This is a genomic window from Ruegeria sp. AD2(2025) (assembly GCF_056542385.1).
Window position 1 is genome coordinate 133,124 of the sequence record NZ_JBQFZS010000010.1, and the last position, 24,211, is coordinate 157,334.

Consider the following 24,211-nt stretch of genomic DNA (forward strand, 5'->3'; position numbering starts at 1 on the left):
ATTCTGTCTCCTGAATGGGGAATGCTTGGGCACAGAACCTAGGTGCCGCGTTGGGGGAGGTCAAGATATCGGGTGGTGGGTCAAGGCATCTGTCACAAGATCGTGTGGCAGCCACATCAGCTGTGCCGTGCGGGTCCAAAGGATCGCGGTTCGGATCTGATGATCGGGATAGATTTGTGCCAGCGCTTGGGCATAGGCCGCCATCTGGCGCAGCAGCCCGTCCGGGCAGGCCTCGGGTGTGTCCGGGACGGTGGTGTTTGACTTGAAATCAACCACATGCACCTCGGTATCTGTGACGATCAGCCGGTCGATGACGCCGTGCATCCGGGTGCCGTTTAGGTCGGCAGAGACGGGCACCTCGGCCAATGCCCCGGGCGCGAACACCTGTTGCAGGTGATCAGCGGTGAGTACCATTTCAGCCTCGGCGACGATCTCTTGCCGATCCGTATCGGACATATCGGGCAGCAATCGGGCGCTCAGCTGCGGCCATTGGTCCCTGTCGGTGGCGGGCAAGTGTTCCAGCAGCAGATGCAGCCGGGTGCCGCGCAGTTTGGCGGCCTCTTCATCCTGCCCCGCATCCCCCGGCAGCGCCTTTGCCCCGCCAAGATCCGAGGGGCTGATGGTGTCCACCGGTTCGGGTGGTTCCTTCGCCGCCTGCCGAAACATCTCGGGCAGTTCCTGTTGCCGGGACGTGTCCGCGTGGTGGTCGACCAAGGGCAGCGCATCCCAATCGCCATGCGCCAGCCGTTGCACCTGTGTTCCGGGCAACTGCGTCGCCCCGGCGCGGGCCATCGCGGCCTCGACCATCTGGTACCAACTGGTTCCATCCTTACCGACATCGCCTGCCGCAGCAACGATCAACCACTTTTCTGCTCGTGTTAGAGCCACATAGAGCAGCCGCAACCGCTCATTTTCTTCCCGCTTACGCGCCTCTTCCCGCGCCGCGGCGACCAGCGCGGGCGATGCGTCGGCGGGCACCTTCCACAGCGGCGTCTCTTTGGCCATCATGATCTCGGCATCGCGCGGAGGTTGTCGTTTGCCCGTATCCGGCAGGATCACAATCGGCGCCTCCAGCCCTTTTGAGCCATGAACGGTCATCACCCGGATCACGTTGCCGACACCGCTCATCTGCCGCTTGATCTCAAGATCGTCGGTCTGCATCCAGACCAGAAATCCGGTCAGGCTGGGGACATCCGTGCGCTCATAGGCCAGCGCCTGCGACAGCAGCGCGTTGATCCCATCTTCGGCCTCGGCCCCCAACCGGCCCAGCAGTTTGCGCCGTCCGTCATGCCGCGTCAGGATGCGTTCGATCAGATCATAGGGGCGGAGAAAGTCGGTCTGACCCCGCAGGTCATTGAGAATTTCCAGTGTTTCGGGGAAGTCTTCGGCCCGCTTGCGCAGCGCGGCCCACAAAAAGGCCTCGTCGCGCCGATGCGCCAGATCGAACAGCTGCTGTTCTGACCACCCGAGCAGAGGCGATTTCAGCACCGTTGCCAGCGATAGACTGTCTTCGGGCGTGGCCAGAAAACTCAGCAAAGCAGCGAGGTCCTTGACCGCCAATTCGGCACCCACTTTCAGACGGTCCGCGCCCGCGATGGGCAGGTCCGCGGCCTTGCAGGCGCGAATGATCTCGGCAAACAGGTCCGAGCGGCGCTGGACAAGGATCAGAAAATCCCCCGGCTGCACTTTGCGGCACACAAAGTCGCCGGGCGTGTCGCCATCTTCCGGGATGGTCTCGCCGCGCGCGATCATATCCTTGATTGAATGCGCGACCTGCTCGGCCAGAACAACGGTATGATGCCGCGCGCCGGGTCGGTCGACGGGGTCGGTCCAGTCGCCCTCGTCATCCTCCTCGACCTTCTCGACCACGGGCCACAGATCGACGCGACCGGGAAGATCGGCCTTGAAAGCGCGGTGCAGCGCGTCCTTGTGAAACCCGGCCTCAGTGTGGTTTTCGAACAGAATATCGACTAATCCAAGGATCGCGCTGGAGGATCGGAACGAATATTCCAACGTCGAATCCCACAGTTTAGAGCCTGATTCTTGCAACCTCCGCCCAAACTCGGCCTGCATCCGATCAAAGGCCTGCGGGTCAGCGCCCTGGAAGGAATAGATCGACTGTTTCTTATCGCCGACCACAAAGATCGTGCGCTCAACCCCGGACCGGGCCCCTTCTCCGCTGGTGAATTCCTGCGCCAGTTTCTCGATCACGTCCCACTGATCCGGGCTGGTATCCTGTGCTTCGTCCACAAGGATGTGGTCGATGCCACCGTCGAGCCGATACAGAACCCATTCCGCCACCGCCGGATCGTTCAGGACCTGCCGCGCGCGCAGGATCAGATCGTCGAAATCGAGCCAGCCGCGCAGTTGCTTGCGCCGCTCGTATTCCGGCAGGAAGGCAGCGGCAAAGCGATGTAATACATGGGTTTTCCGGGCCGCCACCAGCGCCAGACGCTGTTCTCGTGCCGCCTCGACCCGCAGCATCAACGCCTCAAGCTGGGGCATCCGGTCGGCCAGCGCTCCCTCGCGCAGCGCTTTGGTGGGAAAGCTGTTGATCTTGGCGGTGAACGGTTCTTTCGCGGATTTTCCAGTCAGCAGAACGCTTTCCAACAGCGGCAAATTCCCGAGCGTTGGTTCGGTGAAACCGGCCAGCTTGGCCGCGGCTTTGGCATTATTGCCGCCGCTCTCGGTCAGCGCAGGCAGCGTGGATCGGATCAGGTCAACCTCTCCACCCATGTAAACGCGGCCCAGCAGGATATCTTCGTCGAAATCTGACGGCAGATCAAAGCGTTGCAGCAGGTCTGGCCATGCAAGCGGCTGCGCAAAATGGCTGCGTTTCTGTGCGATGGCGCCGGTCAGCTTGTCAAAGCCGGTGTCGGTAACAAAACGGGCCACATCCTCGATCAGCGCGGCCTGCGGGCCCTCGGCAAAATCCTCAACAATCTCTTCGCGCAACAGGGCGGCGGCGCGGTCTTCCATCTCGGTGAATTGGGGGCTGACCCCGGCCTCCAGCGGAAACCGCCGCAGCAGAGAGGCGCAGAAAGAGTGGATCGTCTGGATTTTCAGCCCGCCCGGCGTCTCGATGGCGCGGGCAAACAGGGTGCGGGCCTGCGCCAACCGGTCACCGCTGATCGCACCTTCGACACCCAGATCGGTGAGTTGCGCCAACAGCGGCGTGTCGCCCAGCATCGCCCATTCGCCCAGCCGTTTGAACAACCGGTTCTGCATCTCGCTGGCGGCGGCTTTGGTGTAGGTCAGGCACAGGATATGTTGCGGCTGCACCCCGTCCAGCAGCAGCCGCGCCACACGGTCGGTCAGAACCCGCGTCTTGCCCGAGCCCGCATTCGCCGCAAGCCACGTCGAGGCATCCGGGCGCGCGGCCTGCACCTGTCGTTCGGTGGCATCATTGCGCGGGGTCATCGCAAGTCCTCCGGTCGGGTTTCGGCGGATCGATCCCATTCACCGAACCGAGCGAGATGATCATAGTCCCCGATATCGGTGTCCTTGTGCAGCATCCGGCGCGAGGAAAAGCCCTGATCCGGCTCTAAATAGACAGAAATGAGCTGTTTGAGGTCGGCCAGCACCTTGTCAGCCGGCTCTTTCGCCAGCGGCGCGTCGACCTCTTTATAGGTCCCGCCCATACCGATGAAGACGGCCTGCGCCACGGGCAGCGGGTCGAAGCCCTCGATCCCGCCCTGTTCGGCAATCGCGGCCTCGATCAGAAGCTGTTTGTCGAACTTGGCCTGTTGGCTCTCGGTGGGGGGCATCCCGGTCTTGTAGTCGATGATCCGCATCGCGCCGCGGCTGTTCAGATCGATCCGGTCGGCGCGTCCCGCGATGGTGAAATCCAACGGCGTCAGCGCCAGTTTCATGGCGACCTCAAAGGCGACGGGCCCACCGTCACCGCGGCGCTGGATTTCGGCGGACAGAAAACTGTCGGTGATCCGGTCCAGCCGCGCCAGCCACAGTTTTTGCGCCGTGGGCCACGCGACATGCTCACTCAGCAATGCCACTGCGCGTTTCAGGAAATTCTCTCGGGTCAGCAGGGCCGGGTCCAGCAGGCTGTCGCGGACGAATTGTTCCAGAACCTCATGGATCACGATCCCGCGCAGCAGGGCGTCGGGGGCGCGGACCAGCGGGTCCAGCGGTTTCAGGCGCAGGACGTGGCGCGCGTAGATGGCGTAAGGGTCGCGGATCAGGCGCTTGATCTCGGTGACCGACAGACGCCGGGGCCGGGCCGAGACGGGGGGGCGGGGTGAGGGGCGATGCGCGGCGTCGATCCGGGGGGCTTGTTCCAGTGCTTCGGCCCAGCCCAGCCATTGCCGACCCCGCGCGCGCATCGCGGCCAGAGCATCCGCGCCGCCTTGTTCGGGCAGGCCCTGCAGCAGGTTGGTCATCCGGTTCAGCCAACGCGATGGTACGGTTTCTGCATCGTCCGAGCGGGTGGCGCGAGACAAAACCACCTCGGGCGCGCCCACCGCCTGCTGGAAATCATGTGCGGACAGGCCGATGCGGCGTTCGGGCAGCAACAGCCCGGCGGCGTTGCGCATCTGCCGGTTCAGCCACGGGTCGGGTGCGGGGGCCTCGGGCCAGCTGCCCTCGTTCAACCCGCCGAGGATCAGCAGGTCGGCCCCCTGAACCCGCGCCTCGAGCGTGCCCCAGATCATCAGATGCGGATGTGGGGCGTCGCGGTCGCGCACTTCCTCTCCGGCAAGTAGCGCGCCTAGAAGGTCGGCGAAATCATGTGCGGTCATTGCTCCGCCGTGCTGCGCCTCGGCTTCCAGCGTGGTCATGACCGTCAGCGCTTTTTGACCGGCGTTCTTGTCCCAAAGCGTGCCGGGTGCGTCCGTTGACCCGGCAGAAATTGCTTCGGCCAGCCCTCGCAGCCGTGCCACCCAATCGGCCAGCGGGCGCTCAGCCGGGCTGTATTGATCGCAGAAGGATTGGATCACCCAGCGAGTCCAATCGTCGGGTGCTTCGGCGCGGATGGCAAAGGCGGTCAGGCTGGCGCTGTCGGGGAAGGGCGGGCCGTGGCGACGCAGGTCAAGCTCAAGATCGCGGGTGTGCAGCAGGTGCGCGCCGCGCGCCGCGCCATCGTGGCAGAGCGGGTGTTTGAGCAGGGTCAGCAGCGCCTCACCATCCAGACGGTGGGCAAACAGCCCCGCCACATGGCGCAGGAACCGGCCCGGTGGCGACAGTTGCAGCGGCAGGCCCGCGCTGTCATCGGGCAGGATGTTCCAGCGATCCAGCGCGGCGCTGACCTGTCGGGTCAGCATCCGGTCGGGGGTGATCAATGCCGCGGTTTGGCCGGTCTCGGCCGCCTGACGCAGACGCAGCGCAATCGCCAGAGCCTCGGCCCGGGGTGAGGCGGCCTCGATCAGCGTCACGTCCTGGGTTGCGCCCTGCAGATCGGTCAGGGAGGGCCCCTCGGCCATCCACGCATCGGTGACCGGGGCAGGGCGCAGGGCAAGCGAAATCAATTTGTTACGAGTGGGTGAGGGTGGTTGATCCGCAGTCCAGCGCTGAATCTGGTCGGGTGTCAGATCAAGGTCGCGCATCAGTTTGTGAAAGCGGTATTGCGGATGATCCTCTGATGTCAGAGCGTCATCAAGGCTGCTCCAGACCTGAGCAGGCTGATCGAAATCATAGCCCGGCAGTACCAGCGCCCCCTGCGGCAGGCGCGCGATGGCCTGCATCAGCATCATCGTTGTGCCGCGCGATCCGGTGGACCCGGCAAGGATGATCGGGTGCTGCGGCGGGGTCTTTTCCCAACGCGCGATCAGACCTTCGACCACGCGCCGTTGCCGCGCCTGCGGGTCCAGCGCGTCGGGGCTGGTCTGCATGAAATGATCGGCGATCCCAATAAAGGCCTGCGCCCGGGCCCAGTGGCCGGACATATCGCTGACATCCAGCGCCCGGATCGCATCCGGAGAGACGCCTTCACCCTGCATCTCGTCAATCAGCGCCGCCAGACTGTCGGACAGGTCAAACAGCGACGACCGCGCGGCCAGATCGGGCTGCTGATCCAGAAGTTTCGCGATCAGTTGCGTCAGCTCTAGCCGTCTCCGTAACGGCGGGATCGCGGGCGGCACCTGCGCAAGATCAGCGCCGTCGCCCAGATCGGTGACCAGAGACAATCGTGGCAGCAAACAGGGCGGCCCCTGATCGAACAGCTCGCGCACGCGCCGGGCCATGCGGCGGGTGTTGACCACCAGTTGAACCCGGGCCAGCGCCTCGGGCGGGTGTGATGCAAACCGGTTGCGCAGCCCGTCGACCAGAACGCGCGGGAAGTCCGCGCCGGGTGGGACGGCAAAGACCCGGGGCAGGGTGCCGGGCTCAAACATCGGCGAGCAGACCTTCGGCCAGCGCGATTCCCTCGGGGCGGCCTACGTCGCACCAGCGACCGGGGTAGGCCAGCGCAAACAGGCGGCGATCCTGAAGCATCCGATCCCACAGAAGGTTCAGCGAAAACGCATCCTCGGCAATATCGCGCAAACCTTCGGTCTTAAGGATTTGTGCGCCGCCATAGATCAGGTCTTGGCCACGGGTGATCCGCCCGGCTGCGTCCTGGGTGAAATCTCCGGCACCTGTGTGGCCAATCGTCTGGCCGGTGGGAATGCACATCAGCAGGGCGTCCATCCGGGTTGGGTCCCAATGGTCCTGCAGCATTTGCAGCGGGTTGGGCCCGGCCCAGATCGCGTCGCTGTTCAGGGTGAACACCGGACCCGACCCCAGCATCGGCAGCGCAGCTCGCAGCCCGCCGCCGGTTTCCAGAATCTGCGGGGCCTCATGTGACAGCAGCACGCCTTTCGGGGTCAGGTGGCGGGCCATCTGATCGGCGTGATAGTGGGTGTTGGCCACCACGCGCACCGACTGCAGCGGCGCGAACAGGTCAAGCGCGTGGTCGATCAGGGGCCGCCCGGCCACCTTGATCAGCGGTTTGGGCTGGTCCTTGGTCAGCGCACCCATACGCGTGCCGAACCCGGCGGCAAACAGCATCGCGGCTTGGGGGCTGTCGGTCATTGCGGCCTCAGCTTTGCGAGGTTTTCGGGGCTGGGTGCGGGCAGGGCCTTGTGCAGAAGATCAGCCACCGGAACTAGCGCGGGGTGTTCCAGATCGCGCATCAGATGGGCCCAGGCGGCGGGGATCAGATCGACGTAATGCGGCTTGCCGTAATCTGTCGCCAACCGCGCGAACCCGCCCAGAATACGCAGATTGCGTTGGGCACCCAGCACCGCATAAGCGGTGCGGAAATCATGTCCGTCAACGCCGGTCGCCGAGATATAACGGTCGATCATCCGCATCTCGATGCCTGCGGGCACGGTGCGGCGCACATCCTGCAGCAGCGACATCAGATCATAGGCGGGATGGCCCAGCATCGCGCTTTGAAAATCCAGCAGACCGACGCGGGCCAACCCGTCGCGCTCGGGCAGCCAGATCAGGTTTTCGGCGTGATAGTCGCGCTGCACCACAACGCGGGTGCCGCCGGTTTCGCGGTGCAGGATGTCGGCAAACCGCAGCTCGAACCGGGCGCGGGCTTCGGCGTCATGGGTTCCCAGCACGCCCTGGGTGTATTTGGTGAAGGACAGCGCCGCGAACTCGGTCATCATGGCCGGGTCGTAACTGTCCAGCGACAGGGTCGGGGCCGCGTGCAGATGCACCAGAACATCCGTGGCCGCGCCATAGAGCTCCCGTTCGGCCTTTGGATCATCGCGCAGGACGCGGGCAAACAGCGCATCCCCCAGATCTTCAAGCAGCAGGAACCCGTATTCGGCATCTTCCGCATAGATCTTCGGTGTGCTCAGGCCAAGCGAGCGCAGATACTCGGCCATGCGGGCAAACGCCTGGATATCTTCACACTTGTCCGGCGGTGCGTCCATCAGCACCGCAGTCCGGCCGGTCGCGGGATCGGTCAGACGCTCGTACCGGCGGTTCGAGGCATCGCCGGCCAGCGGCGTATGCTGCGCCCCGCGCCAGGGTGTCTGGGCAATCAGCGCCTCGGCCAGAACCGCCCGGTTTGTCATGAGGTCCCCTCCAGTCTGGTGGTCCATTTCGGGTCTGCCCAGCTGAGGTCCAGATGCCGCATGTCCGGGCCATCCGGGTCGGCGGCAAAGCGGATCAAAAGCGCCGCGTCAGGTGTCAGCGCGCCCAGTTTTTCAGGCCATTCGATCAGGCAGATACTGGTGTCGAAGGCCTCGATCAACCCCAGTTCCTCAACCTCTTCGACCGAGGAGAGGCGATAGAGATCGGAATGCCAGATCTCGCCGATCTGGGTGTCATAGACCTGAACGAGGGTGAAGGTGGGTGAGGGGACATCCTCGGGCACCGACAGCACGGATTGCACCAGCGCGCGGGCGAAATGGGTCTTGCCGCTGCCGATAGCGCCGTCCAGCAAAATAGTGTCGCCGGGGCACAGCGCAGCGCCTAGGCGGGCGGCGAGGGCGGCGGTGTCCTGCGGTGAGCGGAGGGTAAGCTTGAGCGGCGCAATCATGGCGCCACAATGAACCTGCGCCCCGGTGGCCGCAACCCGGATCAGGCGCTGATCTTGCGGATTTCCTCTGGGGTGTGGGCGCTGTCGCTGGTGCCGAACCGGACGATGGTCGCGCCATTCTGCATCGGGTTGACCGTACAGGTCAGGATGGTGCCGTTGCGCAGCGTCAGATCGGCGGACCATTCGACCCGGTTCTCGCGTGCGGCGACGAAATCGCGGATTTCACCTAACACTGGGGTGGCGGTGCAGCGGTCCTGCCACTGGCGGGTGACGTCCAGCACGGTCACGGGCTCAAACCCAGCCTCATCGCTGCCGCCCCACAGCATCCGATAGGCATAGTTGGTCAGCGCCAGCGTTCCGTCATCCGAGAACACCGCGATCGCATCTGCCAGCTTGTCCAGAATGGATTGCATCAGGTCCATCTCGGACCGGAAGCGACGGGTCAGCGTGATCTCGGCGGTGATATCCTCGAACAGGAAGGCCACCGCGCCGTCGGGATGCGGGCGGCCGCTGACGGAATAGACCGACCCCGAGGGCAGCGACCACGTTTCCTGATAATTCCCGTCCTGCGCCGCCTCAAGCAGATCGTTCATCTGGTTGCGCCAGCTGCGATAGTTCTTGGGCTCGGGCATCATGTGCTGATCGCGCAGCCGGTCGAAAAAGCTGGACAAGCTGGGGCGGCAGCTGAGGAAATCGGGCGGCAGCGTGGTCAGGTCGATCAGCGCGGGGTTGAACAGGGCAAGCTGCCGGTTGCGGTCGAAAATGGCCAAACCTATCGACAGCTGGGCAAAGGTCTTGGTCATGGTCTGGACGAATTTGCGCTGCGCCACCTCAGCCTCGACAATCGCATTGATATCAACCGCATAGCATAGCTGCCCCTGTTCATGAGATACCCGGGTCAGGTCGAACCAGAGCTTCGCGTTACCGCCTTGCACCGGTATCGGGACGCGGGTTTTCCGACCCAGCTGTGCCTCGTCCTGCGGAGTGGGGAACAACGGGATCGTCAGATCGGCATCGGGGCCGCAGGCCTTGCGCGCCAGCGCAACATAAGCTGCATTGCACCAGCTGACCTTGTTGGCGCTGTCCAGCAGCCAGACCGGGTAGGGTGCCTGGTCCATGGCCAGCCGGATCGGATCATCCTGATCCCACCGGGCCACAGGGGCGCCGTCGGTCAGGTCGCGCAACTGCACCCGGACGATGCCGTCGATCCATTCGCAGACAACTTCGCGCTGGACTGTGCAGTCGATGGCAGGGACCACCAGATTACCCTTGTAGCAGACGATTTGCGGGGTTTCGGGGAAGGCCGGGAAATCGCGCTGAAGCAGCCGCCGCAGATCGGCCCAGCAGGTGACCGCCTCATACCCGTCCAGCGCAATATCGGAATGGCCGATCAGATGTTCGTCTTCGAACAGGAACACCGCATCGAACAGGCACCCCCGGGCCGACAGCCCGTAATCGCCCCCTCGATATGGTCTGCGCGGCAGCAACCAGCGTATTGCAAAACCCGCCGAAACCAGACTGATTGCAGCCACAATGATCCAGTCAGCCATTGCTGTCGCGTCCCTGAAAAACCCTCAGCGCCTTGTATGCCGGTGAAATGTTAACGGGGTCTTAACTCAGATCTGAAACGGCTGGTTCGCGCCCGAGGGCACTGGGGTATCGCCGGTCTGCGCGTCGATCAGCTTGCGCGGCCAGACCACCTTGACGATGGCCCCGCGCCGCTCGGGCTGATCGGTGAGGTTCTGATAGGGGTCGGCCCCGTTGGCGAAGTAAAGCTCGGCCCCGCTGCGTTCCAGCAGGGTTTTGGCGATGAACAGGCCCAGGCCCATGCCTTCATATTCCGGGCGGCTGCTGCGGTCGGCGCGCCGCCGACGCATGAACGGATCCCCGATCCGCCCGATGATATGCGAAGGATACCCGCGCCCGTCATCCATGATGCAGACGGTGATCTGGTCTGCCGTCCACCCGGCCTCGACCCAGACTTGCGTCTGGGCGAAATCCACCGCGTTCTGGATCAGGTTGCGCAGCCCGTGAATGATCTCGGGCTTGCGCAGGATCGACGGCTGCTGCACGTCCCCGTCCTGCAGCGGCCCTTCGGCGAAATGCACTTCTGTGCCACGGTCGACATGCGGCTCTGCCGCTTCGTGGATCACCGCCGACAGCGGGGCCTGACGCAGATGCAGGTCGTCTTTGCCCGCCCGGCCCATGTCGCGCAGGATATCACGGCACCGGTCCGCCTGTTCACGGATCAGGGCGGCGTCTTCCTTCAGCTCGGGGCGGTCGTCCAGTTCCTCGATCAGTTCCGAGCTGGTGAGTTTTATGGTTGCCAGCGGCGTGCCAAGTTCATGCGCGGCGGCGGCGACCACGCCGCCCAGATCGGTCAGTTTCTGTTCGCGTGCCAGCGCCATATGAGTGGCCGACAGCGCCTCGGACATCGAATGCACCTCGGAGCTGACGCGGTGGGAATAGGCGCCCAGAAACACGATGGCGATGATGATCGCAGCCCAGTTGCCGAACAGCAGGATGTCGGGGATGTCCAGCACCAGACCCAGATCGGTGCGCAACGGCAGGTGAAACTGCGCCAGCAAAGTGGTCAGGATCACCGCCACCCCGCCGATGATCAGGGTCGAGCGTGTGCTCATCACGCTGGCGGAAATCGTGACAGGGCCGACCAGCAGCAGGGCGAACGGATTGTTGAGCCCGCCGGTCAGATACAGCAGGAAGGACAGTTGCAGCAGGTCGAACAGCACCATCAGGAAGTTTTCAAACTCGGACAGGCGCTTGTTTTCGGGGAACAGCAGGATGGCCGTGAGGTTGCCCATGACCGAGACGCCGATGGCGAAATAGCACAGGCCCAGCTCTAGCTGCACGTGATAGGATTGCTGCGCCACGGTGATCGCGGTGATCTGGCCGACGATGGCGACCCAGCGCAGCAGGATCAGCGTGCGCAGTCTGATCCAGGTACTGCGCTCATGCCCGCGCCAGAGGCTGGTATTGGAATCGGTCATCGGTCGATTATGTCCTATTGCGTCGGCCCCTCATGTTGATAGGTGTCCGCGCCGAAACGATCAATAACCCCTCATGCGAGGAACGCCGCCATGATCCGCCTTTACGCCATACTTGCCGCCGTTGTTCTGGCCGTCGGGCTGGGGGCCATGTGGCTGCTGACCCGGGGCGCGGGATCGGATGACCGGTTCGCCCAATGCCGGTCCAGCCAGATCGCGGGCGGCACCGCAGCCATTGGCGGCCCGTTCGAGCTGATCAACGCCGAAGGCCAGACCGTGACCGACAAGGATGTGATCACCGAACCGACGCTGATCTATTTCGGCTATACCTTCTGCCCCGATGTCTGCCCCTTCGATATGTCCCGCAACGCCGAGGCGATCGACATTCTGGCCGAGCGCGGCCAGTCGGTGACGCCGCTGTTCATCTCGATCGACCCCGACCGCGACACGCCCGAAGTCATGGGCGATTACGCCTTCAACCTGCACGAGCGCATGATCGCGCTGACCGGCTCGCCCGAGCAGGTCAAGGCGGCCAGCAAAGCCTATAAGACCTACTACAAGGCCCATGACAAAAGCGACGAGTATTATCTGGTCGATCATTCCACCTTTACCTATCTGGTCACCCCCGGGGATGGATTTCTTGAATTCTTCAAGCGTGAGGACACGGCCGAGCAGATGGCGGACAAGGTGGGCTGCTTTATCGACCGGCTCTAGGGTACGACGGGTTGTTTGACCTTTGGAATGGCGCTGCTATTACTCATGTTTAAGCCAAAGGCATGAAATAGCGGAAAGACCCACATATGGCAGACAGTTCCCAGCTTGAGATCGGCCCCGACAAATCGCTGCTTCTGGTAGATGATGACGAGCCGTTTCTGAGACGTCTGGCCAAGGCCATGGAAAAGCGCGGGTTCGAGGTTGAAACCGCAGGCTCCGTCGCCGCAGGCCGCGCCATCTCCACCGCCCGCCCGCCCGCCTATGCGGTGGTTGACCTGCGGCTTGAGGATGGCAACGGTCTGGACGTGGTCGAAGTTCTGCGTGAAAAACGCCCCGACAGCCGGGTTGTGGTGCTGACCGGCTATGGAGCCATCGCCACCGCCGTGGCCGCCGTCAAGATCGGCGCGACCGACTACCTGTCCAAACCCGCAGATGCCACCGACATCACCAATGCGCTGCTGGCCAGAGGCGACGAACTGCCCCCGCCGCCCGAAAACCCCATGAGCGCGGACCGCGTACGCTGGGAGCATATCCAGCGGGTCTATGAGCTGTGTGATCGGAATGTTTCCGAAACCGCGCGGAGGCTGAACATGCACCGCCGGACATTGCAGCGGATTTTGGCGAAGCGCAGTCCGCGGTAGACTACTGACTGAGCCCAGAAAGTGTTGCAACTCCTAGCTAAAACCGCGCCTGAAACTTGGGTGCAACGTCTGGGTGCATTGGTTTTTGGCGCCATCTCGCTATTGTCTTTGCTTGTTGTGGGCGGTGTCGTTTTTCATGCTTGGACTGAACCATGGACCATCGCAGGCGTATGGGCGAGCGCCTTTGGTTTGGTACTTTGTACTTTGCTGTCTCTGATTGGCATCGTGCATGCTTTGACGGCAGCTTTTCCCAGTCTTCTCGGAAGCAAGCAGAAGCGATCATCTCAGCCGCACATTGATGTAAGCGAGTTAAATGCCGAGAAGCTGAGGTTTCTCTATCAGATTATCGGCTGGCTCTCTCTAGTCGGTTTGTTGGTTGTAGGGTATTTCTACATTTCCCACTGATTTACTTCGCCAATCCGAAACCACGTCAACTGTTATTCCATATTTTGGATTAATGCGCGATGCCGCTCCGCATACGCCTGCCTTACCTCAACCGGCGGTCTCAACCTAATCTGTAACCCCTCCATCACCGCTTTATCCGGTCGACCAAAAAACTTCGTCGCCTCGGCCTCGGAGAACCCCGCGATCTGCGTCGCCTCCATCCAGGCGCTGATCTTGTCGGCCTTCTTGATCTGCCGTTTCACTGTCTTCGGCACCTCGGCGGGCAGCCCGAACCGGATATGAATCGCCACCGCCAACCGATCATCCAGCGCGCCGTAATCCGGGCCGACGGCGGATTTGACGGGCGAGATCATGTCTCCGATCACATATTCGGGGGCATCATGTAACAGGGCCGCCAGCCGCCATTTCACGGGTGCTCTGGGCGCAATCCGCCCAAACAGCTCTTCTACCAGCAGCGAATGTTCAGCGACGGAATAAGCGAAATCGCCGCCCGTTTGCCCGTTCCAGCGCGCCACAAAGGCAAGGCCATGGGCGATATCCTCGATCTCGATATCCACGGGCGTCGGGTCCAGCAGGTCCAGCCTGCGGCCCGACAGCATCCTCTGCCATGCGCGGGGTTGTGTTGCCATTTTGCCATGCCTTGTGAAGTGGGACACATAAAATCCGTGTCTTTATGCTATGATGTACCTGTCCGGATCACCGGCTGCCAACATTTTCTTGAGCACTCGTGCTTTGAAACCGTTCGGTACGATCCCGACATCAAGGACTGAGGGGGGCGCTGACTCCTCCCAGTTGCGCCCCTCTCGAAACGAAACTCGTATCGAAAGGAGCTTGTCATGTTCAAGCGTCTACTTGGAATTGCCCTGACCTTTGGTATGGCCGCGACCGCGCCGCCGGCTTTTGCCCAGAATAACTGTGCCGTCCGCGATCAACTGATTTCCAATCTGCAGGACAAATACGCCGAGGAATTGGCCTTTGGCGGATTGCAGAAATCTCGGGGCGCGCAATCTGTGATGGAGGTCTGGACCTCAAAGGAGACGGGAAGTTACACCGTTCTGGTCACGCAACCCAACGGCATCAGTTGTATTGTCGCTGTTGGTACTGATTTTTTCGAGGCGATCCCCAAGATCAAGGTCGAGGGTACGCCAAGCTGATTATCAAGGCGTAAGTTCCCGTTTCCGGCCATCCTCGTTGCCACTTGCCCGAAGGAATGCTAGGGGCAATCCGGATCAAGATTTACCGGAGTGGAGCACCTGATGGCCGGGGACTATATCGTTAAAGACATTTCGCTGGCGGGCTTTGGCCGCAAGGAACTGGATATCGCTGAAACCGAAATGCCGGGGCTGATGTCTCTGCGAGCGGAATACGGCGACAGCAAGCCTTTGAAGGGCGCCCGTATTGTGGGTTCGCTGCATATGACCATCCAAACCGCTGTTCTGATCGAAACGCTGGTCGCGCTGGGCGCGGATGTGCGCTGGGCGTCGTGCAACATCTTTTCGACGCAGGACCACGCGGCGGCGGCGATTGCCGATGCGGGCATTCCGGTCTTTGCCATCAAAGGCCAGACGCTGGAAGAGCACTGGGATTATCTGGACAGATCCTTCCTGTTCGAAGACGGCCCCAACATGATCCTGGACGATGGCGGCGACGCGACGCTGTATATCCTGCTGGGCGCGCGCGCTGAGGCGGGTGAAGACATCATCCCCGTTCCGGGTTCGGAAGAGGAAGAGGTGATCAAGAAGCAGATTGCCAAGCGTATGGCGGCCTCGCCCGGCTGGTTCACCAAGATGCGCGACCAGATTCAGGGCGTGTCCGAGGAAACCACCACCGGTGTGAACCGTCTGTATCAGCTGGTGAAAGACGGCCACCTGCCGTTCCCCGCGATCAACGTGAACGACTCGGTCACCAAGTCGAAATTCGACAACAAATACGGCTGTAAGGAATCGCTGGTCGACGGTATCCGCCGCGCCACCGACACCATGATGGCTGGTAAGGTTGCTGTCGTCTGCGGTTATGGCGACGTGGGCAAAGGCTCGGCTGCCTCGCTGCGTGGCGCAGGTGCCCGGGTGAAAGTCACCGAAGTCGACCCGATCTGCGCCCTGCAAGCTGCAATGGACGGGTTCGAAGTCACCCTTCTGGAAGACGAAGTCGCATCGGCGGATATCTTCATCACCACCACCGGCAACAAGGACGTGATCCGCATCGAGCATATGCGCGAGATGAAAGACATGGCCATCGTTGGCAATATCGGCCATTTCGACAACGAAATTCAGGTGGCCAGCCTGAAGAACCACAAATGGACCAACATCAAGGAACAGGTGGACATGATCGAGATGCCTTCGGGCAATCGTCTGATCCTGCTTTCCGAGGGCCGTCTGCTGAACCTCGGCAACGCGACCGGTCATCCTTCGTTCGTGATGTCGGCGTCGTTCACCAACCAGGTTCTGGCGCAGATCGAACTGTTCACCAAGGGCGATCAGTACGAAAACAAGGTCTACATCCTGCCCAAGCATCTGGATGAGAAAGTCGCGCGTCTGCATCTGGACCGTATCGGCGTGAAGCTGACGCAGATGGATGCGGAACAGGCGGCCTATATCGGTGTGAAACCTGAAGGCCCCTATAAGCCCGAGCATTACCGCTATTGATCGCGGGTCGGGTATGACCAAACCTTCTGGACGCCGCCGGTTGATGCAACTGGCGGCGTCTTTCTTTTCGATCATTGTATTTCTATGTCTTGTTGGGTCGGCCGGGTATCTGCTATTGGCGCATCCCAAGACCCCGCTTCCTGCGCATTGGAATCCCCTTCGGGACCTGACCCTGACAGCCCCGGTCACACCTGCCACCAAATTCCAGTTGAACCGCGCGCTGGCGGACGAGGCACAGTGCCGGGCGGTGCTGTCACAAGCTGGTGCAGCATTCTCGGAGATGGAGGATTTGGTGGTCGATCAGAATTGCGGCATCGCAGGTCGGGGAACGCTGTCACAGTTGGTCAGCGCCCGGGTCAGCGGGGTCGAGACCCGCTGTACGACCGCCCTGCGTTTGGCGATGTGGGAACATCATGTGGTGCAACCCGCCGCGCGCGAGCTGTTGGGAATCGAGGTGCGCGCGTTGCGGCATCTCGGCAGTTACAATTGCCGCCGCATGCGCACTGCGCAGGGTGCAAACAGCGGATGGAGCAGCCACGCCACGGCGGATTCCATCGATATCGTGGGGGTTGAACTGGCGGATGGCAGGACACTTAGCCTGCTACAGGACTGGACCACGCCGGGGCCTGAGGCCGATTTTCTACACCGGATCGGAAAAGGGGCCTGCGACTGGTTCCGCGTGGTGCTTGGCCCGAACTTCAATCGTCTGCACGCGGATCACTTCCATCTGCAAGGCCCCGGTTGGGGCTATTGCCGATAGGGTTTCCGGCCCCGCATCAGCAGGACCGGGGTTTTCGCTTAGCGTCCGCTGACCGCGTCAGACAGCGATTTGAACCGGACGATCTTGTAGATGCCCTTAGAGGCATCCTCGCCATTGTTCAGAACGGGTGAGCGGTGCAACTCGTTAATCGTGGCATAGACATACCCATCCGCACCGATCGAGAACCCGTCTGGCCACGGCAATTCATCATCCGACTGGAACAGAACCTCATAGGTCCCGTCCGGCTTGGTCACACCCAGCGCATTATCCGTCATCGCCGTGATATAGACATTGCCGCCTGTATCTACGGTCGAACCATCCGAGATCGGCTTATCGCCATAGCGTTCGACCTGCGCCTCAAGATCAGCATCTGACAGGCTTTCATCCAGCAGTGCGGCGGTCGGGATGCGGTACATCGCGCTGGCCGTCATCGGGGCGAAATAGACCCATGTGTTGGTCGGATCGACGGTGATCGGGTTGATGCCGATCTTGGCCGGATTGCCGCCGAGCGTGATCTCGCGCCCGTCGATCACCATCGGCGTATCCTCGGGAATCGTATATTTAGAGCCTTCCAGAACCCGCCGCGCGCGCCCGGTGTCCAGATCAACCACGATAATGGCCGAGTTCTGACCGTCGCCTGTATCCGAGATATAGATCGCTCCATGATCGCGGTCCACGGCCAGATCGTTCAGGAACGAGGTCGGGCGCGCGACAGGTGCACCGATGTAATAGATCGCATGCAGCGTTTCGGTATTGGTGTCCCAACCGACGATGCGCCCGGTCTGGTTCTCGCCCTGACCATCCAGCATCCACAGGATACCATCGCGGTCGGCCCGCAACCCCAGCACACCGTTCAGCCCATCCGCATCGTCCTGCGGCGCGCGCGCCCAGTCTTCGGTCGGGTAGGGTTTGGTGGAGCCGTCCGGCATCACCTCGACCACGCGCAATTCGGGGCCGTAGAATTCATGCACCGACATGAACATGCGCCCATCGGGGCCAATGGCCAGATTGCCCGGGGGCATGGCCTTTTCGAACTCAAGATAGGTTTCCAATTCCGCTGCAGTTGCAGGGGCGGCCAGCGCAAGGGCGCAAATGGCGAACAGGTGTTTCATGGGGTCCTCCTCTGATACCAGCTCAGATACCATTTGAAATTTTTCACGATAACTGGCTTGATCCTGAAACCAGCATCAGGATTTTTCGAATGTACCACGTGAACGACCTGCTCACCTTTGTCTCGGTTGCCAAAACCGGGGGCGTGGGGTCCGCCGCAAAGGCGCTGGGCGTTTCGGCGGCGACGGTCAGCCACCGCATTGCCAAGCTTGAGGATGTGCTGAACCTCAAGCTGTTTCACCGCAACAGCCGTACCGTGCAATTGACCAACGAAGGTCACATCTTTCTGGACCGGATCGAGCCCGTTCTGGCCGATCTGCGCGACGCCGAACTGGACGCGGGCAGCGGCACCGGCGCGCTGCGCGGGCATCTGCGGGTGACGCTGTCGCCCTGGATCCTGTCGCGCTTCATCATGCCGCTGATGGAGGATTTCCAGACCCGCCACCCCGACCTGTCTGTCGAATTCCTTGCGGTCGACCGTTATGTCTCGCTGGTGGATGAAGGCATCGACTGCGCCATCCGCGTGGGCCAGCTGGCCGACAGCACCCTGAAGGCCCGCAAGTTGAGCGACAATGACCGCCTGATCTGCGCCGCGCCTGCGTTTTGCGACCGCTACGGCACGCCGCAGACTGTCGAGGATCTGCGCCTGATGCGCTGGGCCTGCCTGCCGTGGCAGACCCGGTTCGACCTGCGCGACGGCACCCGCCTGACCGTGCCCACCCGTATTGCCGTATCGAACTCGGACATGCTGACCGAGGCGGCGGTGCAGGGGTTGGGCCTTGCGGTCAAATCCCGTCTGGCGGTGCAGCGCGAACTGGACCATGGGCTGCTGCGCGAGGTCATGCCCGGCGCCTTGCGCGCACCCGATGCGCCGATTGCCTTCGTTCACGCCGGCAACGCCACGCCGGGCCGCAAGGTGCGCGCCTTCTCCGATCTGGCCACGCAGGCGTTTCAGGCCCGCGCTTAGGGGGAAAGCGCCGAAATTTTCCCTTTGTGCGGCGCGCCGATCTGGCTAGGCTTTCCGCACCTGCCCCAAGGGTTTGATTTTAACGCAGCAATGACTGTTTGACGGGAGAATGCTTTATGGGAAAACGTGACGAGCTGATCGCCAAATACGCCGAAGACCTGAAATCGAAATGCGGCATGGATGCCGATATGGACCTGCTGACCAAGGTCACGATCGGCTGCGGCCCGGCAATCTATGACGCCGACGCCTCGACCGTGGCGGCCAGCCAGGAGGGTGAGCTTGAGACGGTCAAGAACAACTTCCTGATCAAGAAGCTGGGCCTGTCGGACGGTCCCGAGCTGATGGAAGCGATCAACAAGAGCATGGAGACCTATGGCATGTCCGAGCGCAACAAATACCGCGCCGTGGTCTATTACATGCTGACCAAGCATTTCGGCAAAGAGTCGGTCTATGGCTGACGCCCCCGGCGGGCGTCTTGGATTTGAGATGTAATTTAAGGACTTGGTGTTTGAACCGTCCGCCTTCTGTGGGCTAAGGTCACGGAAAGACCAGGACGGTCAGAGCCATTGAATTCCATACGCGTGTGGTGAGTTGGGAGCACGCGGGGGGTAGGGAAGGTTCTGCATCGTCAGGACCTTCCCTTTTTTCTTCAATCGGGCTGCGTCTCGCCCAGCCCGCAGATCACCGCCCATTCGGCCTCGGCCACCGGTTGCACCGACAGGCGCGAATTGCGTACCAGCACCATCTCGGCCAGCCGTTCATCGGCCTTGATCTGGTCCAGCGTGACCGGCGTGGTGAAGGGGCGCACCGCCTTGATGTCGACGCACTCCCAGCGGTCGTCATCGGTGGTGCTGTCGGGATGGGCCTCGGCGCAGACTTCGACAATGCCGACAATCGCCTTGTCTTTTTGCGAGTGGTAAAAGAACCCCCGGTCGCCCACCGCCATCTGCCGCATGAAATTGCGCGCCTGATAGTTGCGCACGCCGTCCCATTCCTCGCCCGCGTCGCCCTTGGCAACCTGCTGGTCCCAGCTCCAGGTCGAGGGTTCGGATTTGAACAGCCAATAGGCCATCAGCCCACCACCCGTTTCCATGGGATCAGCTCGACCGACTCGAACAGCCCCGCCATGGCATAAGGATCGTTCGCGGCCCAGTCCTGCGCGGTGGCCAGATCCTCGACGTCGAGTATGATCAGCGAGCCGATCATCGCCTCTCCGTCCAGCAGCGGACCGGCCTGCGCGACGACGCCGGTCTCTTCGATATAGGCCAGATGGGCGGCGCGGTTGTCCAGCCGGGTTTGCAGCGCGCCAGCCTTGTCGCGCGCGATCAGGGCGATCAGCATGTTATTCCTCCTTCAGGGGTCGGTTGAGCAGCCAGACGATCGCTTCGCCAACGCTGCATTCTCCGGTACTTATCTCTGCTACTATCGTGCTTATGGGCATGTCCAGTTCTTCGGTCGCAGCAATTTCGGCCACAGCTTTTGCTGTCGCGACACCTTCGACGGTCGTGTCGGCATCAAACTCGTCCAGCCGCCCCAAAGCCAGTCCAAAGCGATAGTTTCTCGACTTTTCAGACGAACAGGTCAGAACCAGATCGCCCATGCCCGAAAGCCCCATCAAGGTTTCGGGTCGCGCGCCGCGCATGGCGGCGTATCGCTGCATCTCGGCAAAGCCCCGGGTCATTAGGGCAGCGCGGGCGCTGTCGCCCAACCCTTCGCCAATGCAAGCACCGCAGGCAATTGCCATGACATTTTTTAGTGCCCCGCCTAGCTCGGCCCCGATCACATCGGTGGTGCGATATAGGCGCAGGTTCGGTCTGCTGAGCTGATGCTGAAGTTGCTCGCTTTTTTCATCATCCGCACAGCCCAGCGTCAACGCCGTGGGCAACCCACGCGCGATGTCGTCGGCAAAGCTGGGCCCGGTCAGCAGGGCAGGGCAGGCGTCCGGGACAGTCTGCCGGATGACCGAGACCGGCCCTAGCCCGGTCGACAGCTCGATCCCCTTGCAGCAGGCGACCAGCGTCTTGCCTGTCAGAACCGGGGCATGGTCCTGCAGGGCACCGCGCAGTTTCTGCATCGGGATCGACAGCAGCAGCGTTTCGCTTTCCGCGGTCTGCGCGATGTCCGAGGTGACGGTAATCCGGTCAGGTAATGTTACGCCGGGCAGCCGTGCCGCGTTTTCGCGGGTGGTTTGCATCAACCGGGCCTGTTCCGCATCGCGCGCCCACAGGGTCACCGGCCCGTTCCTGGCCAGTGAGATTGCCAGCGCGGTGCCGAATGCGCCCGAGCCCAGAACCGAAACGCTCATGCCTTGGCCCCCTTCTTGCCGCTGCCCAGCATCGCCGGGCTGGTCTGATCCAAGGGCCAGCGCGGACGGGCGGTCAAGTCCAACCCGTCGCGTGCGCCGCTGCGAAACCGCTCGAGCCCGGCATAAGCGATCATCGCTGCATTGTCCGTACACAATGCCAATGGCGGGGCGATAAACCGCGCGCCTGCCTCGGAACAAACAGTCTCTAATCCGGCGCGAATAGCCGAATTGGCCGCCACGCCGCCCGCAACGGCGACAACCGGTTCAGGTGGTTTTTCGGCCAGATACAGCGCCAGCGCCCGGCGGGTTTTCTCGGCCAGCGTATCGACGACGGCCTGCTGAAACCCGGCGCACAGATCGGCGCGGTCCTGCCGCGTGAGCCCGCCTTTTTCACCAACGATCTGGTCCCGCATCCGCATCAGCGCGGTCTTCAACCCCGAGAACGACAGGTCACATCCGGGTCGGTCCAGCAAAGGCCGGGGAAAGCGGAACCGGTTGGGATCACCCGCGCGCGCCTCAGCCTCGACCGAGGGTCCGCCGGGTTGTGGCAGGCCCAGCAGACGGGCGGTCTTGTCAAACGCCTCGCCCGGCGCGTCGTCGATGGTGCCGCCCAGACGAGTAAAGCTTTCCGGCCCGTGGGCGATCAGATATTGGCAATGCCCGCCCGAGACCAGCAGCATCAGATAGGGAAACGCGATCCCGTCCGTCAGCCGCGGCGTCAGCGCGTGACCTGCCAGATGGTTCACTCCGATCAGCGGCAGCCCGGTTGCCGCGCTGATCCCTTTGGCGCACATGACGCCGGACATCACCCCTCCGATCAGGCCGGGCCCGGCGGTGACGGCCACCGCGTCGATCTCGGCCAACGTCAAATCCGCCTGTGTCAGAGCCTGTTTTACGCAGATATCCAGCTTTTCCGCATGGGCACGTGCCGCGATCTCGGGCACCACGCCGCCATAGGCGCTGTGCAGGTCCGTCTGGCCATGCACGACCGAGGCCAGAATCTGCGCCCCAGTCTCAGCCCCCCGCACCACGGCGGCTGCGGTATCATCACAGCTGCTTTCCAGCCCGAGGACGGTAAGTGTTTGCACCATTGGCCTGATCCGTTGCATCATGATCTTATGGCGGGGTAGCACCCCGCGCGGACGCAAACAATCCCAGGGCCGAAGGCACCGACCGTTGTATTTGTTGATGACCCGCCCTCGCGCCGCCTCGGACAGGTTCGTTGCGCAGCTGCCCGACAGTGTTCGGTCCCGGGTTTCGGTGCTCTATTCCCCGCTTCTGGACATCAGGCCGCTGGCTGTGCCGGTGGACACCGGCGATATGCGCGGGCTGATCTTTACCTCGGCCAACGGGGTGCAGGCTGCGGCGTCGTTGGACGTCGATCGCGGGCTGCCTGCCTGGTGCGTGGGCCCGGCCACAACGCAGGCCGCGCGATCGGCGGGTTGGGATGCGCAGATGATCGGCGGCACAGCCGAAGAGCTTGTGGCCGGCCTGCTACGGCTGCGGCCCCCCAGCCCTCTGCTGCATCTGCGCGGCGAACACAGCCGCGGCAATATCGCGGAACGACTGACAGGTTCCGGCCTGACCACCCGCGAACAGCCGGTGTACCAGCAGCACCTGCTGCCGCTCAGCGATGAGGCTTCGGTCGCAGCCGAAGGTGATGAGCCGGTGATCGTGCCACTGTTTTCACCTCGCACGGCGCGACAATTTGCCAATGTCTGGCCCGGCTCTGCCCCCCTGTGGCTGGTCGCGATCAGCGATGCGGCGGCGGAACCCGTTGAATCCCTGGCTTTCGAACGGTTGATCATCGCCCGCGAACCGACCCCGGCCCGGATGCAGAAAGCCGTTAAAAAACTTGTGAAATACGCGATGCGGGTTGAGGGCGCGCCGGGTGCGGATTAACTTGGGTTGGTCTGTTGTTCATGTGTTTTTGGAATCAATAAGGGGAATAAGGCGGTGGCTGATAAGAAAAAACCCGATCAGGAACCGGTCGAAGACCCCAATGTTGAAGAACAGACCGAGGATACCGGGGCTGAAAACGCCCCCAATAAAGCGGACGATTCGGTTGACACGACCGAGCCCGCTGCCGAGGTAACTTCCGAAGCCGAAGCCGAAGCCGAAGCCGAAGCCGAAGCCGAAGCCGAAGCTGCGCCCGCGCCGGTCGAGGAAAAGATCATCGAGCGCACCGTGGAAAAGCGCGGCGGCTTTGTCCCGGCGCTGATCGGGGGCGTCATTGCCGCCGGGATCGGGTTTGTTGTCGGCAATGGGGGCCTGCTGTCGCAGGGTGGTGACCAAACCGACACTATCGCGGCGCTTGAGAAGAAGCTGGCCGATCAGTCGGATCAACTCAGCCAACTGGCCAAGAGCTTGTCGGACAGCCCTGATATCTCGGGCCTGTCGGACCAGATCACCGCCCTGACCGACAAGCTGACCCCGATCGAGACCGATCTTGGCACGGTCAAATCCGGCCTGGATGCGCTGGGCGGTAAGGTTGATCCGCTGGCCGACCGTCTGACCGAGTTGGAAAAGCGCCCTGTCACCGATGCGGCCTCGCCCGACGCGGTGGCGGCTTATGAGGCGGAACTGAAGAAATTGCAGGACTCACTGGCCACCCAGCGGGCCGAGGTGGAAAAGATGGTTTCGGACGCACAAGCGCTCGAGGCCAAGGCTGCATCCGAGGCCCGCGCGGCGACCAACACCGCCATCCTGTCGCGGCTGCAGGGCCAGTTGGACACGGGCCAGCCTTATGATGAGCTTGTGAGCGAGTTGAAGGCGGGCGGGGTCGATGTGCCCGCTGCGCTGTCGGACCCGGCCGAGAAGGGGGTCGAGACGATGGCCGCCCTGCGTGCGTCTTTTGAACCGGTCGCGCGGACGGCGCTGGCCGATGCGCGTGACGCAGACAAAGGCACTGGGCTGGTGGCGTTTCTGCAGCGCCAGACCGGCGCGCGTTCGGTGACGCCGCAGCAGGGCGACGACCCTGATGCGGTTCTGTCGCGGGCGCAGGCGGCGCTGGCCGATGGCGATGTGGCCACCGCGCTGACCGAGTTGAAAGCGCTGCCCGAGGCGGCGCGGGCCGCCTTGGCCGAGTGGGAACAGGCGGCCCAGACGCGGTTGTCGGCGGTGGAAGCCGCACAGGCGCTGACATCCGGCGCGAATTCGAACTGAGGG

At 62.6% G+C, this 24,211-nt stretch carries 23 protein-coding genes; 10 read left to right on the top strand and 13 right to left on the bottom strand.

The window, feature by feature from the left end; translation table 11 throughout:
- Positions 1-60: 60 nt before the first annotated feature.
- The 7 genes from addA to regB all read right to left on the bottom strand — a co-directional run bounded on the left by addA (position 61) and on the right by regB (position 11,499).
- Positions 61-3,420, bottom strand: a complete 3,360-nt coding sequence (gene addA / locus ACR1XV_RS17810; RefSeq protein WP_480533783.1) for a double-strand break repair helicase AddA — start codon at positions 3,418-3,420, stop codon at positions 61-63.
- Complete coding sequence (gene addB, locus ACR1XV_RS17815) at positions 3,417-6,344, bottom strand: double-strand break repair protein AddB (protein WP_480533785.1); 2,928 nt, start codon at positions 6,342-6,344, stop codon at positions 3,417-3,419. The genes addA and addB overlap by 4 nt, the downstream gene beginning before the upstream one ends.
- Positions 6,337-7,023, bottom strand: a complete 687-nt coding sequence (locus ACR1XV_RS17820) for a nucleotidyltransferase family protein (protein WP_480533787.1) — start codon at positions 7,021-7,023, stop codon at positions 6,337-6,339. Before ACR1XV_RS17820 ends, addB begins: the two co-directional genes overlap by 8 nt.
- Entirely contained in the window at positions 7,020-8,024 is a 1,005-nt protein-coding gene (locus tag ACR1XV_RS17825) for an aminoglycoside phosphotransferase family protein (RefSeq protein WP_480533788.1), read from the bottom strand. Before ACR1XV_RS17825 ends, ACR1XV_RS17820 begins: the two co-directional genes overlap by 4 nt.
- Positions 8,021-8,491 (bottom strand): tRNA (adenosine(37)-N6)-threonylcarbamoyltransferase complex ATPase subunit type 1 TsaE, encoded by a 471-nt coding sequence (tsaE, locus tag ACR1XV_RS17830; RefSeq protein WP_480533789.1) that lies wholly within the window; start codon positions 8,489-8,491, stop codon positions 8,021-8,023. The genes ACR1XV_RS17825 and tsaE overlap by 4 nt, the downstream gene beginning before the upstream one ends.
- A 41-nt stretch (positions 8,492-8,532) precedes the next feature.
- Positions 8,533-10,041 (bottom strand): PAS-domain containing protein, encoded by a 1,509-nt coding sequence (locus tag ACR1XV_RS17835; protein ID WP_480533791.1) that lies wholly within the window; start codon positions 10,039-10,041, stop codon positions 8,533-8,535.
- Positions 10,042-10,107: 66 nt separating this feature from the next.
- Positions 10,108-11,499 (bottom strand): sensor histidine kinase RegB, encoded by a 1,392-nt coding sequence (gene regB, locus ACR1XV_RS17840; protein ID WP_480533793.1) that lies wholly within the window; start codon positions 11,497-11,499, stop codon positions 10,108-10,110.
- Positions 11,500-11,589: 90 nt separating this feature from the next.
- On the opposite strand from regB, the gene ACR1XV_RS17845 reads away from it, so the two are divergent.
- The 3 genes from ACR1XV_RS17845 (at position 11,590) to ACR1XV_RS17855 (ending at position 13,256) form a co-directional block, all read left to right on the top strand.
- Positions 11,590-12,210 (top strand): SCO family protein, encoded by a 621-nt coding sequence (locus ACR1XV_RS17845; RefSeq protein WP_480533795.1) that lies wholly within the window; start codon positions 11,590-11,592, stop codon positions 12,208-12,210.
- Between the two features lie 86 nt (positions 12,211-12,296).
- Positions 12,297-12,851, top strand: a complete 555-nt coding sequence (locus tag ACR1XV_RS17850; protein WP_480533797.1) for an ActR/PrrA/RegA family redox response regulator transcription factor — start codon at positions 12,297-12,299, stop codon at positions 12,849-12,851.
- Between the two features lie 21 nt (positions 12,852-12,872).
- Entirely contained in the window at positions 12,873-13,256 is a 384-nt protein-coding gene (locus tag ACR1XV_RS17855; protein ID WP_480533799.1) for a hypothetical protein, read from the top strand.
- A gap of 32 nt (positions 13,257-13,288) precedes the next feature.
- On the opposite strand, the gene ACR1XV_RS17860 is transcribed toward ACR1XV_RS17855, so the two are convergent.
- Positions 13,289-13,885 carry an HD domain-containing protein gene (locus ACR1XV_RS17860; RefSeq protein ID WP_480533801.1) on the bottom strand — a complete coding sequence of 199 codons (597 nt, stop codon included), beginning with the start codon at positions 13,883-13,885 and terminating at the stop codon, positions 13,289-13,291.
- 207 nt (positions 13,886-14,092) lie between these two features.
- On the opposite strand from ACR1XV_RS17860, the gene ACR1XV_RS17865 reads away from it, so the two are divergent.
- The 3 genes from ACR1XV_RS17865 (at position 14,093) to ACR1XV_RS17875 (ending at position 16,661) form a co-directional block, all read left to right on the top strand.
- The gene (locus tag ACR1XV_RS17865) at positions 14,093-14,410 is read left to right on the top strand and encodes a hypothetical protein (protein ID WP_480533803.1); all 318 of its coding nucleotides are present in this window, start codon (positions 14,093-14,095) and stop codon (positions 14,408-14,410) included.
- A 102-nt stretch (positions 14,411-14,512) separates the two neighbouring features.
- Positions 14,513-15,901 (top strand): adenosylhomocysteinase, encoded by a 1,389-nt coding sequence (gene ahcY / locus ACR1XV_RS17870; RefSeq protein ID WP_480533805.1) that lies wholly within the window; start codon positions 14,513-14,515, stop codon positions 15,899-15,901.
- 13 nt (positions 15,902-15,914) lie between these two features.
- Complete coding sequence (locus ACR1XV_RS17875; RefSeq protein ID WP_480533807.1) at positions 15,915-16,661, top strand: extensin-like domain-containing protein; 747 nt, start codon at positions 15,915-15,917, stop codon at positions 16,659-16,661.
- Positions 16,662-16,699: 38 nt separating this feature from the next.
- Here ACR1XV_RS17875 and ACR1XV_RS17880 read toward each other — a convergent pair whose 3' ends face one another.
- The gene (locus ACR1XV_RS17880; RefSeq protein WP_480533809.1) at positions 16,700-17,773 is read right to left on the bottom strand and encodes an L-dopachrome tautomerase-related protein; all 1,074 of its coding nucleotides are present in this window, start codon (positions 17,771-17,773) and stop codon (positions 16,700-16,702) included.
- Between the two features lie 89 nt (positions 17,774-17,862).
- On the opposite strand from ACR1XV_RS17880, the gene ACR1XV_RS17885 reads away from it, so the two are divergent.
- Positions 17,863-18,738 carry a LysR family transcriptional regulator gene (locus ACR1XV_RS17885; RefSeq protein WP_480533811.1) on the top strand — a complete coding sequence of 292 codons (876 nt, stop codon included), beginning with the start codon at positions 17,863-17,865 and terminating at the stop codon, positions 18,736-18,738.
- A 116-nt stretch (positions 18,739-18,854) separates the two neighbouring features.
- A complete protein-coding gene (locus ACR1XV_RS17890) occupies positions 18,855-19,196 on the top strand; it encodes a DUF2853 family protein (protein ID WP_480533813.1) in 342 nt (113 codons plus the stop codon).
- Positions 19,197-19,387: 191 nt separating this feature from the next.
- Here the strand turns inward: ACR1XV_RS17890 and ACR1XV_RS17895 are convergent, their stop codons facing one another.
- Genes ACR1XV_RS17895 through tsaD form a run of 4 tightly spaced genes read right to left on the bottom strand, consistent with a single transcriptional unit; the run spans position 19,388 to position 22,134 of the window.
- Complete coding sequence (locus tag ACR1XV_RS17895) at positions 19,388-19,810, bottom strand: EVE domain-containing protein (protein WP_480533877.1); 423 nt, start codon at positions 19,808-19,810, stop codon at positions 19,388-19,390.
- The gene (locus tag ACR1XV_RS17900; RefSeq protein WP_480533815.1) at positions 19,810-20,079 is read right to left on the bottom strand and encodes a YciI family protein; all 270 of its coding nucleotides are present in this window, start codon (positions 20,077-20,079) and stop codon (positions 19,810-19,812) included. Before ACR1XV_RS17900 ends, ACR1XV_RS17895 begins: the two co-directional genes overlap by 1 nt.
- A gap of 1 nt (position 20,080) precedes the next feature.
- A complete protein-coding gene (locus tag ACR1XV_RS17905; RefSeq protein ID WP_480533817.1) occupies positions 20,081-21,043 on the bottom strand; it encodes an NAD(P)H-dependent glycerol-3-phosphate dehydrogenase in 963 nt (320 codons plus the stop codon).
- On the bottom strand, positions 21,040-22,134 hold the full coding sequence (gene tsaD, locus ACR1XV_RS17910; protein WP_480533819.1) for a tRNA (adenosine(37)-N6)-threonylcarbamoyltransferase complex transferase subunit TsaD: 1,095 nt from the start codon (positions 22,132-22,134) through the stop codon (positions 21,040-21,042). Before tsaD ends, ACR1XV_RS17905 begins: the two co-directional genes overlap by 4 nt.
- A gap of 97 nt (positions 22,135-22,231) precedes the next feature.
- Here tsaD and ACR1XV_RS17915 point away from each other — a divergent pair, with 97 nt between their 5' ends.
- Both ACR1XV_RS17915 and ACR1XV_RS17920 read left to right on the top strand, forming a co-directional pair.
- The gene (locus tag ACR1XV_RS17915) at positions 22,232-22,945 is read left to right on the top strand and encodes a uroporphyrinogen-III synthase (RefSeq protein WP_480533821.1); all 714 of its coding nucleotides are present in this window, start codon (positions 22,232-22,234) and stop codon (positions 22,943-22,945) included.
- Positions 22,946-22,999: 54 nt separating this feature from the next.
- Positions 23,000-24,208, top strand: coding sequence for a COG4223 family protein (locus tag ACR1XV_RS17920; protein WP_480533823.1), 1,209 nt, complete (start codon positions 23,000-23,002; stop codon positions 24,206-24,208).
- Positions 24,209-24,211: the final 3 nt, after the last annotated feature.

Coding starts and splice junctions, on each gene's coding strand:
- addA (WP_480533783.1), bottom strand. CDS start 3,420: ATGACCCCGCGCAATGATGCCACCGAACGACAGGTGCAGGCCGCGCGC.
- addB (WP_480533785.1), bottom strand. CDS start 6,344: ATGTTTGAGCCCGGCACCCTGCCCCGGGTCTTTGCCGTCCCACCCGGC.
- ACR1XV_RS17820 (WP_480533787.1), bottom strand. CDS start 7,023: ATGACCGACAGCCCCCAAGCCGCGATGCTGTTTGCCGCCGGGTTCGGC.
- ACR1XV_RS17825 (WP_480533788.1), bottom strand. CDS start 8,024: ATGACAAACCGGGCGGTTCTGGCCGAGGCGCTGATTGCCCAGACACCC.
- tsaE (WP_480533789.1), bottom strand. CDS start 8,491: ATGATTGCGCCGCTCAAGCTTACCCTCCGCTCACCGCAGGACACCGCC.
- ACR1XV_RS17835 (WP_480533791.1), bottom strand. CDS start 10,041: ATGGCTGACTGGATCATTGTGGCTGCAATCAGTCTGGTTTCGGCGGGT.
- regB (WP_480533793.1), bottom strand. CDS start 11,499: ATGACCGATTCCAATACCAGCCTCTGGCGCGGGCATGAGCGCAGTACC.
- ACR1XV_RS17845 (WP_480533795.1), top strand. CDS start 11,590: ATGATCCGCCTTTACGCCATACTTGCCGCCGTTGTTCTGGCCGTCGGG.
- ACR1XV_RS17850 (WP_480533797.1), top strand. CDS start 12,297: ATGGCAGACAGTTCCCAGCTTGAGATCGGCCCCGACAAATCGCTGCTT.
- ACR1XV_RS17860 (WP_480533801.1), bottom strand. CDS start 13,885: ATGGCAACACAACCCCGCGCATGGCAGAGGATGCTGTCGGGCCGCAGG.
- ACR1XV_RS17865 (WP_480533803.1), top strand. CDS start 14,093: ATGTTCAAGCGTCTACTTGGAATTGCCCTGACCTTTGGTATGGCCGCG.
- ahcY (WP_480533805.1), top strand. CDS start 14,513: ATGGCCGGGGACTATATCGTTAAAGACATTTCGCTGGCGGGCTTTGGC.
- ACR1XV_RS17875 (WP_480533807.1), top strand. CDS start 15,915: ATGACCAAACCTTCTGGACGCCGCCGGTTGATGCAACTGGCGGCGTCT.
- ACR1XV_RS17880 (WP_480533809.1), bottom strand. CDS start 17,773: ATGAAACACCTGTTCGCCATTTGCGCCCTTGCGCTGGCCGCCCCTGCA.
- ACR1XV_RS17885 (WP_480533811.1), top strand. CDS start 17,863: ATGTACCACGTGAACGACCTGCTCACCTTTGTCTCGGTTGCCAAAACC.
- ACR1XV_RS17890 (WP_480533813.1), top strand. CDS start 18,855: ATGGGAAAACGTGACGAGCTGATCGCCAAATACGCCGAAGACCTGAAA.
- ACR1XV_RS17895 (WP_480533877.1), bottom strand. CDS start 19,810: ATGGCCTATTGGCTGTTCAAATCCGAACCCTCGACCTGGAGCTGGGAC.
- ACR1XV_RS17900 (WP_480533815.1), bottom strand. CDS start 20,079: ATGCTGATCGCCCTGATCGCGCGCGACAAGGCTGGCGCGCTGCAAACC.
- ACR1XV_RS17905 (WP_480533817.1), bottom strand. CDS start 21,043: ATGAGCGTTTCGGTTCTGGGCTCGGGCGCATTCGGCACCGCGCTGGCA.
- tsaD (WP_480533819.1), bottom strand. CDS start 22,134: ATGGTGCAAACACTTACCGTCCTCGGGCTGGAAAGCAGCTGTGATGAT.
- ACR1XV_RS17915 (WP_480533821.1), top strand. CDS start 22,232: ATGACCCGCCCTCGCGCCGCCTCGGACAGGTTCGTTGCGCAGCTGCCC.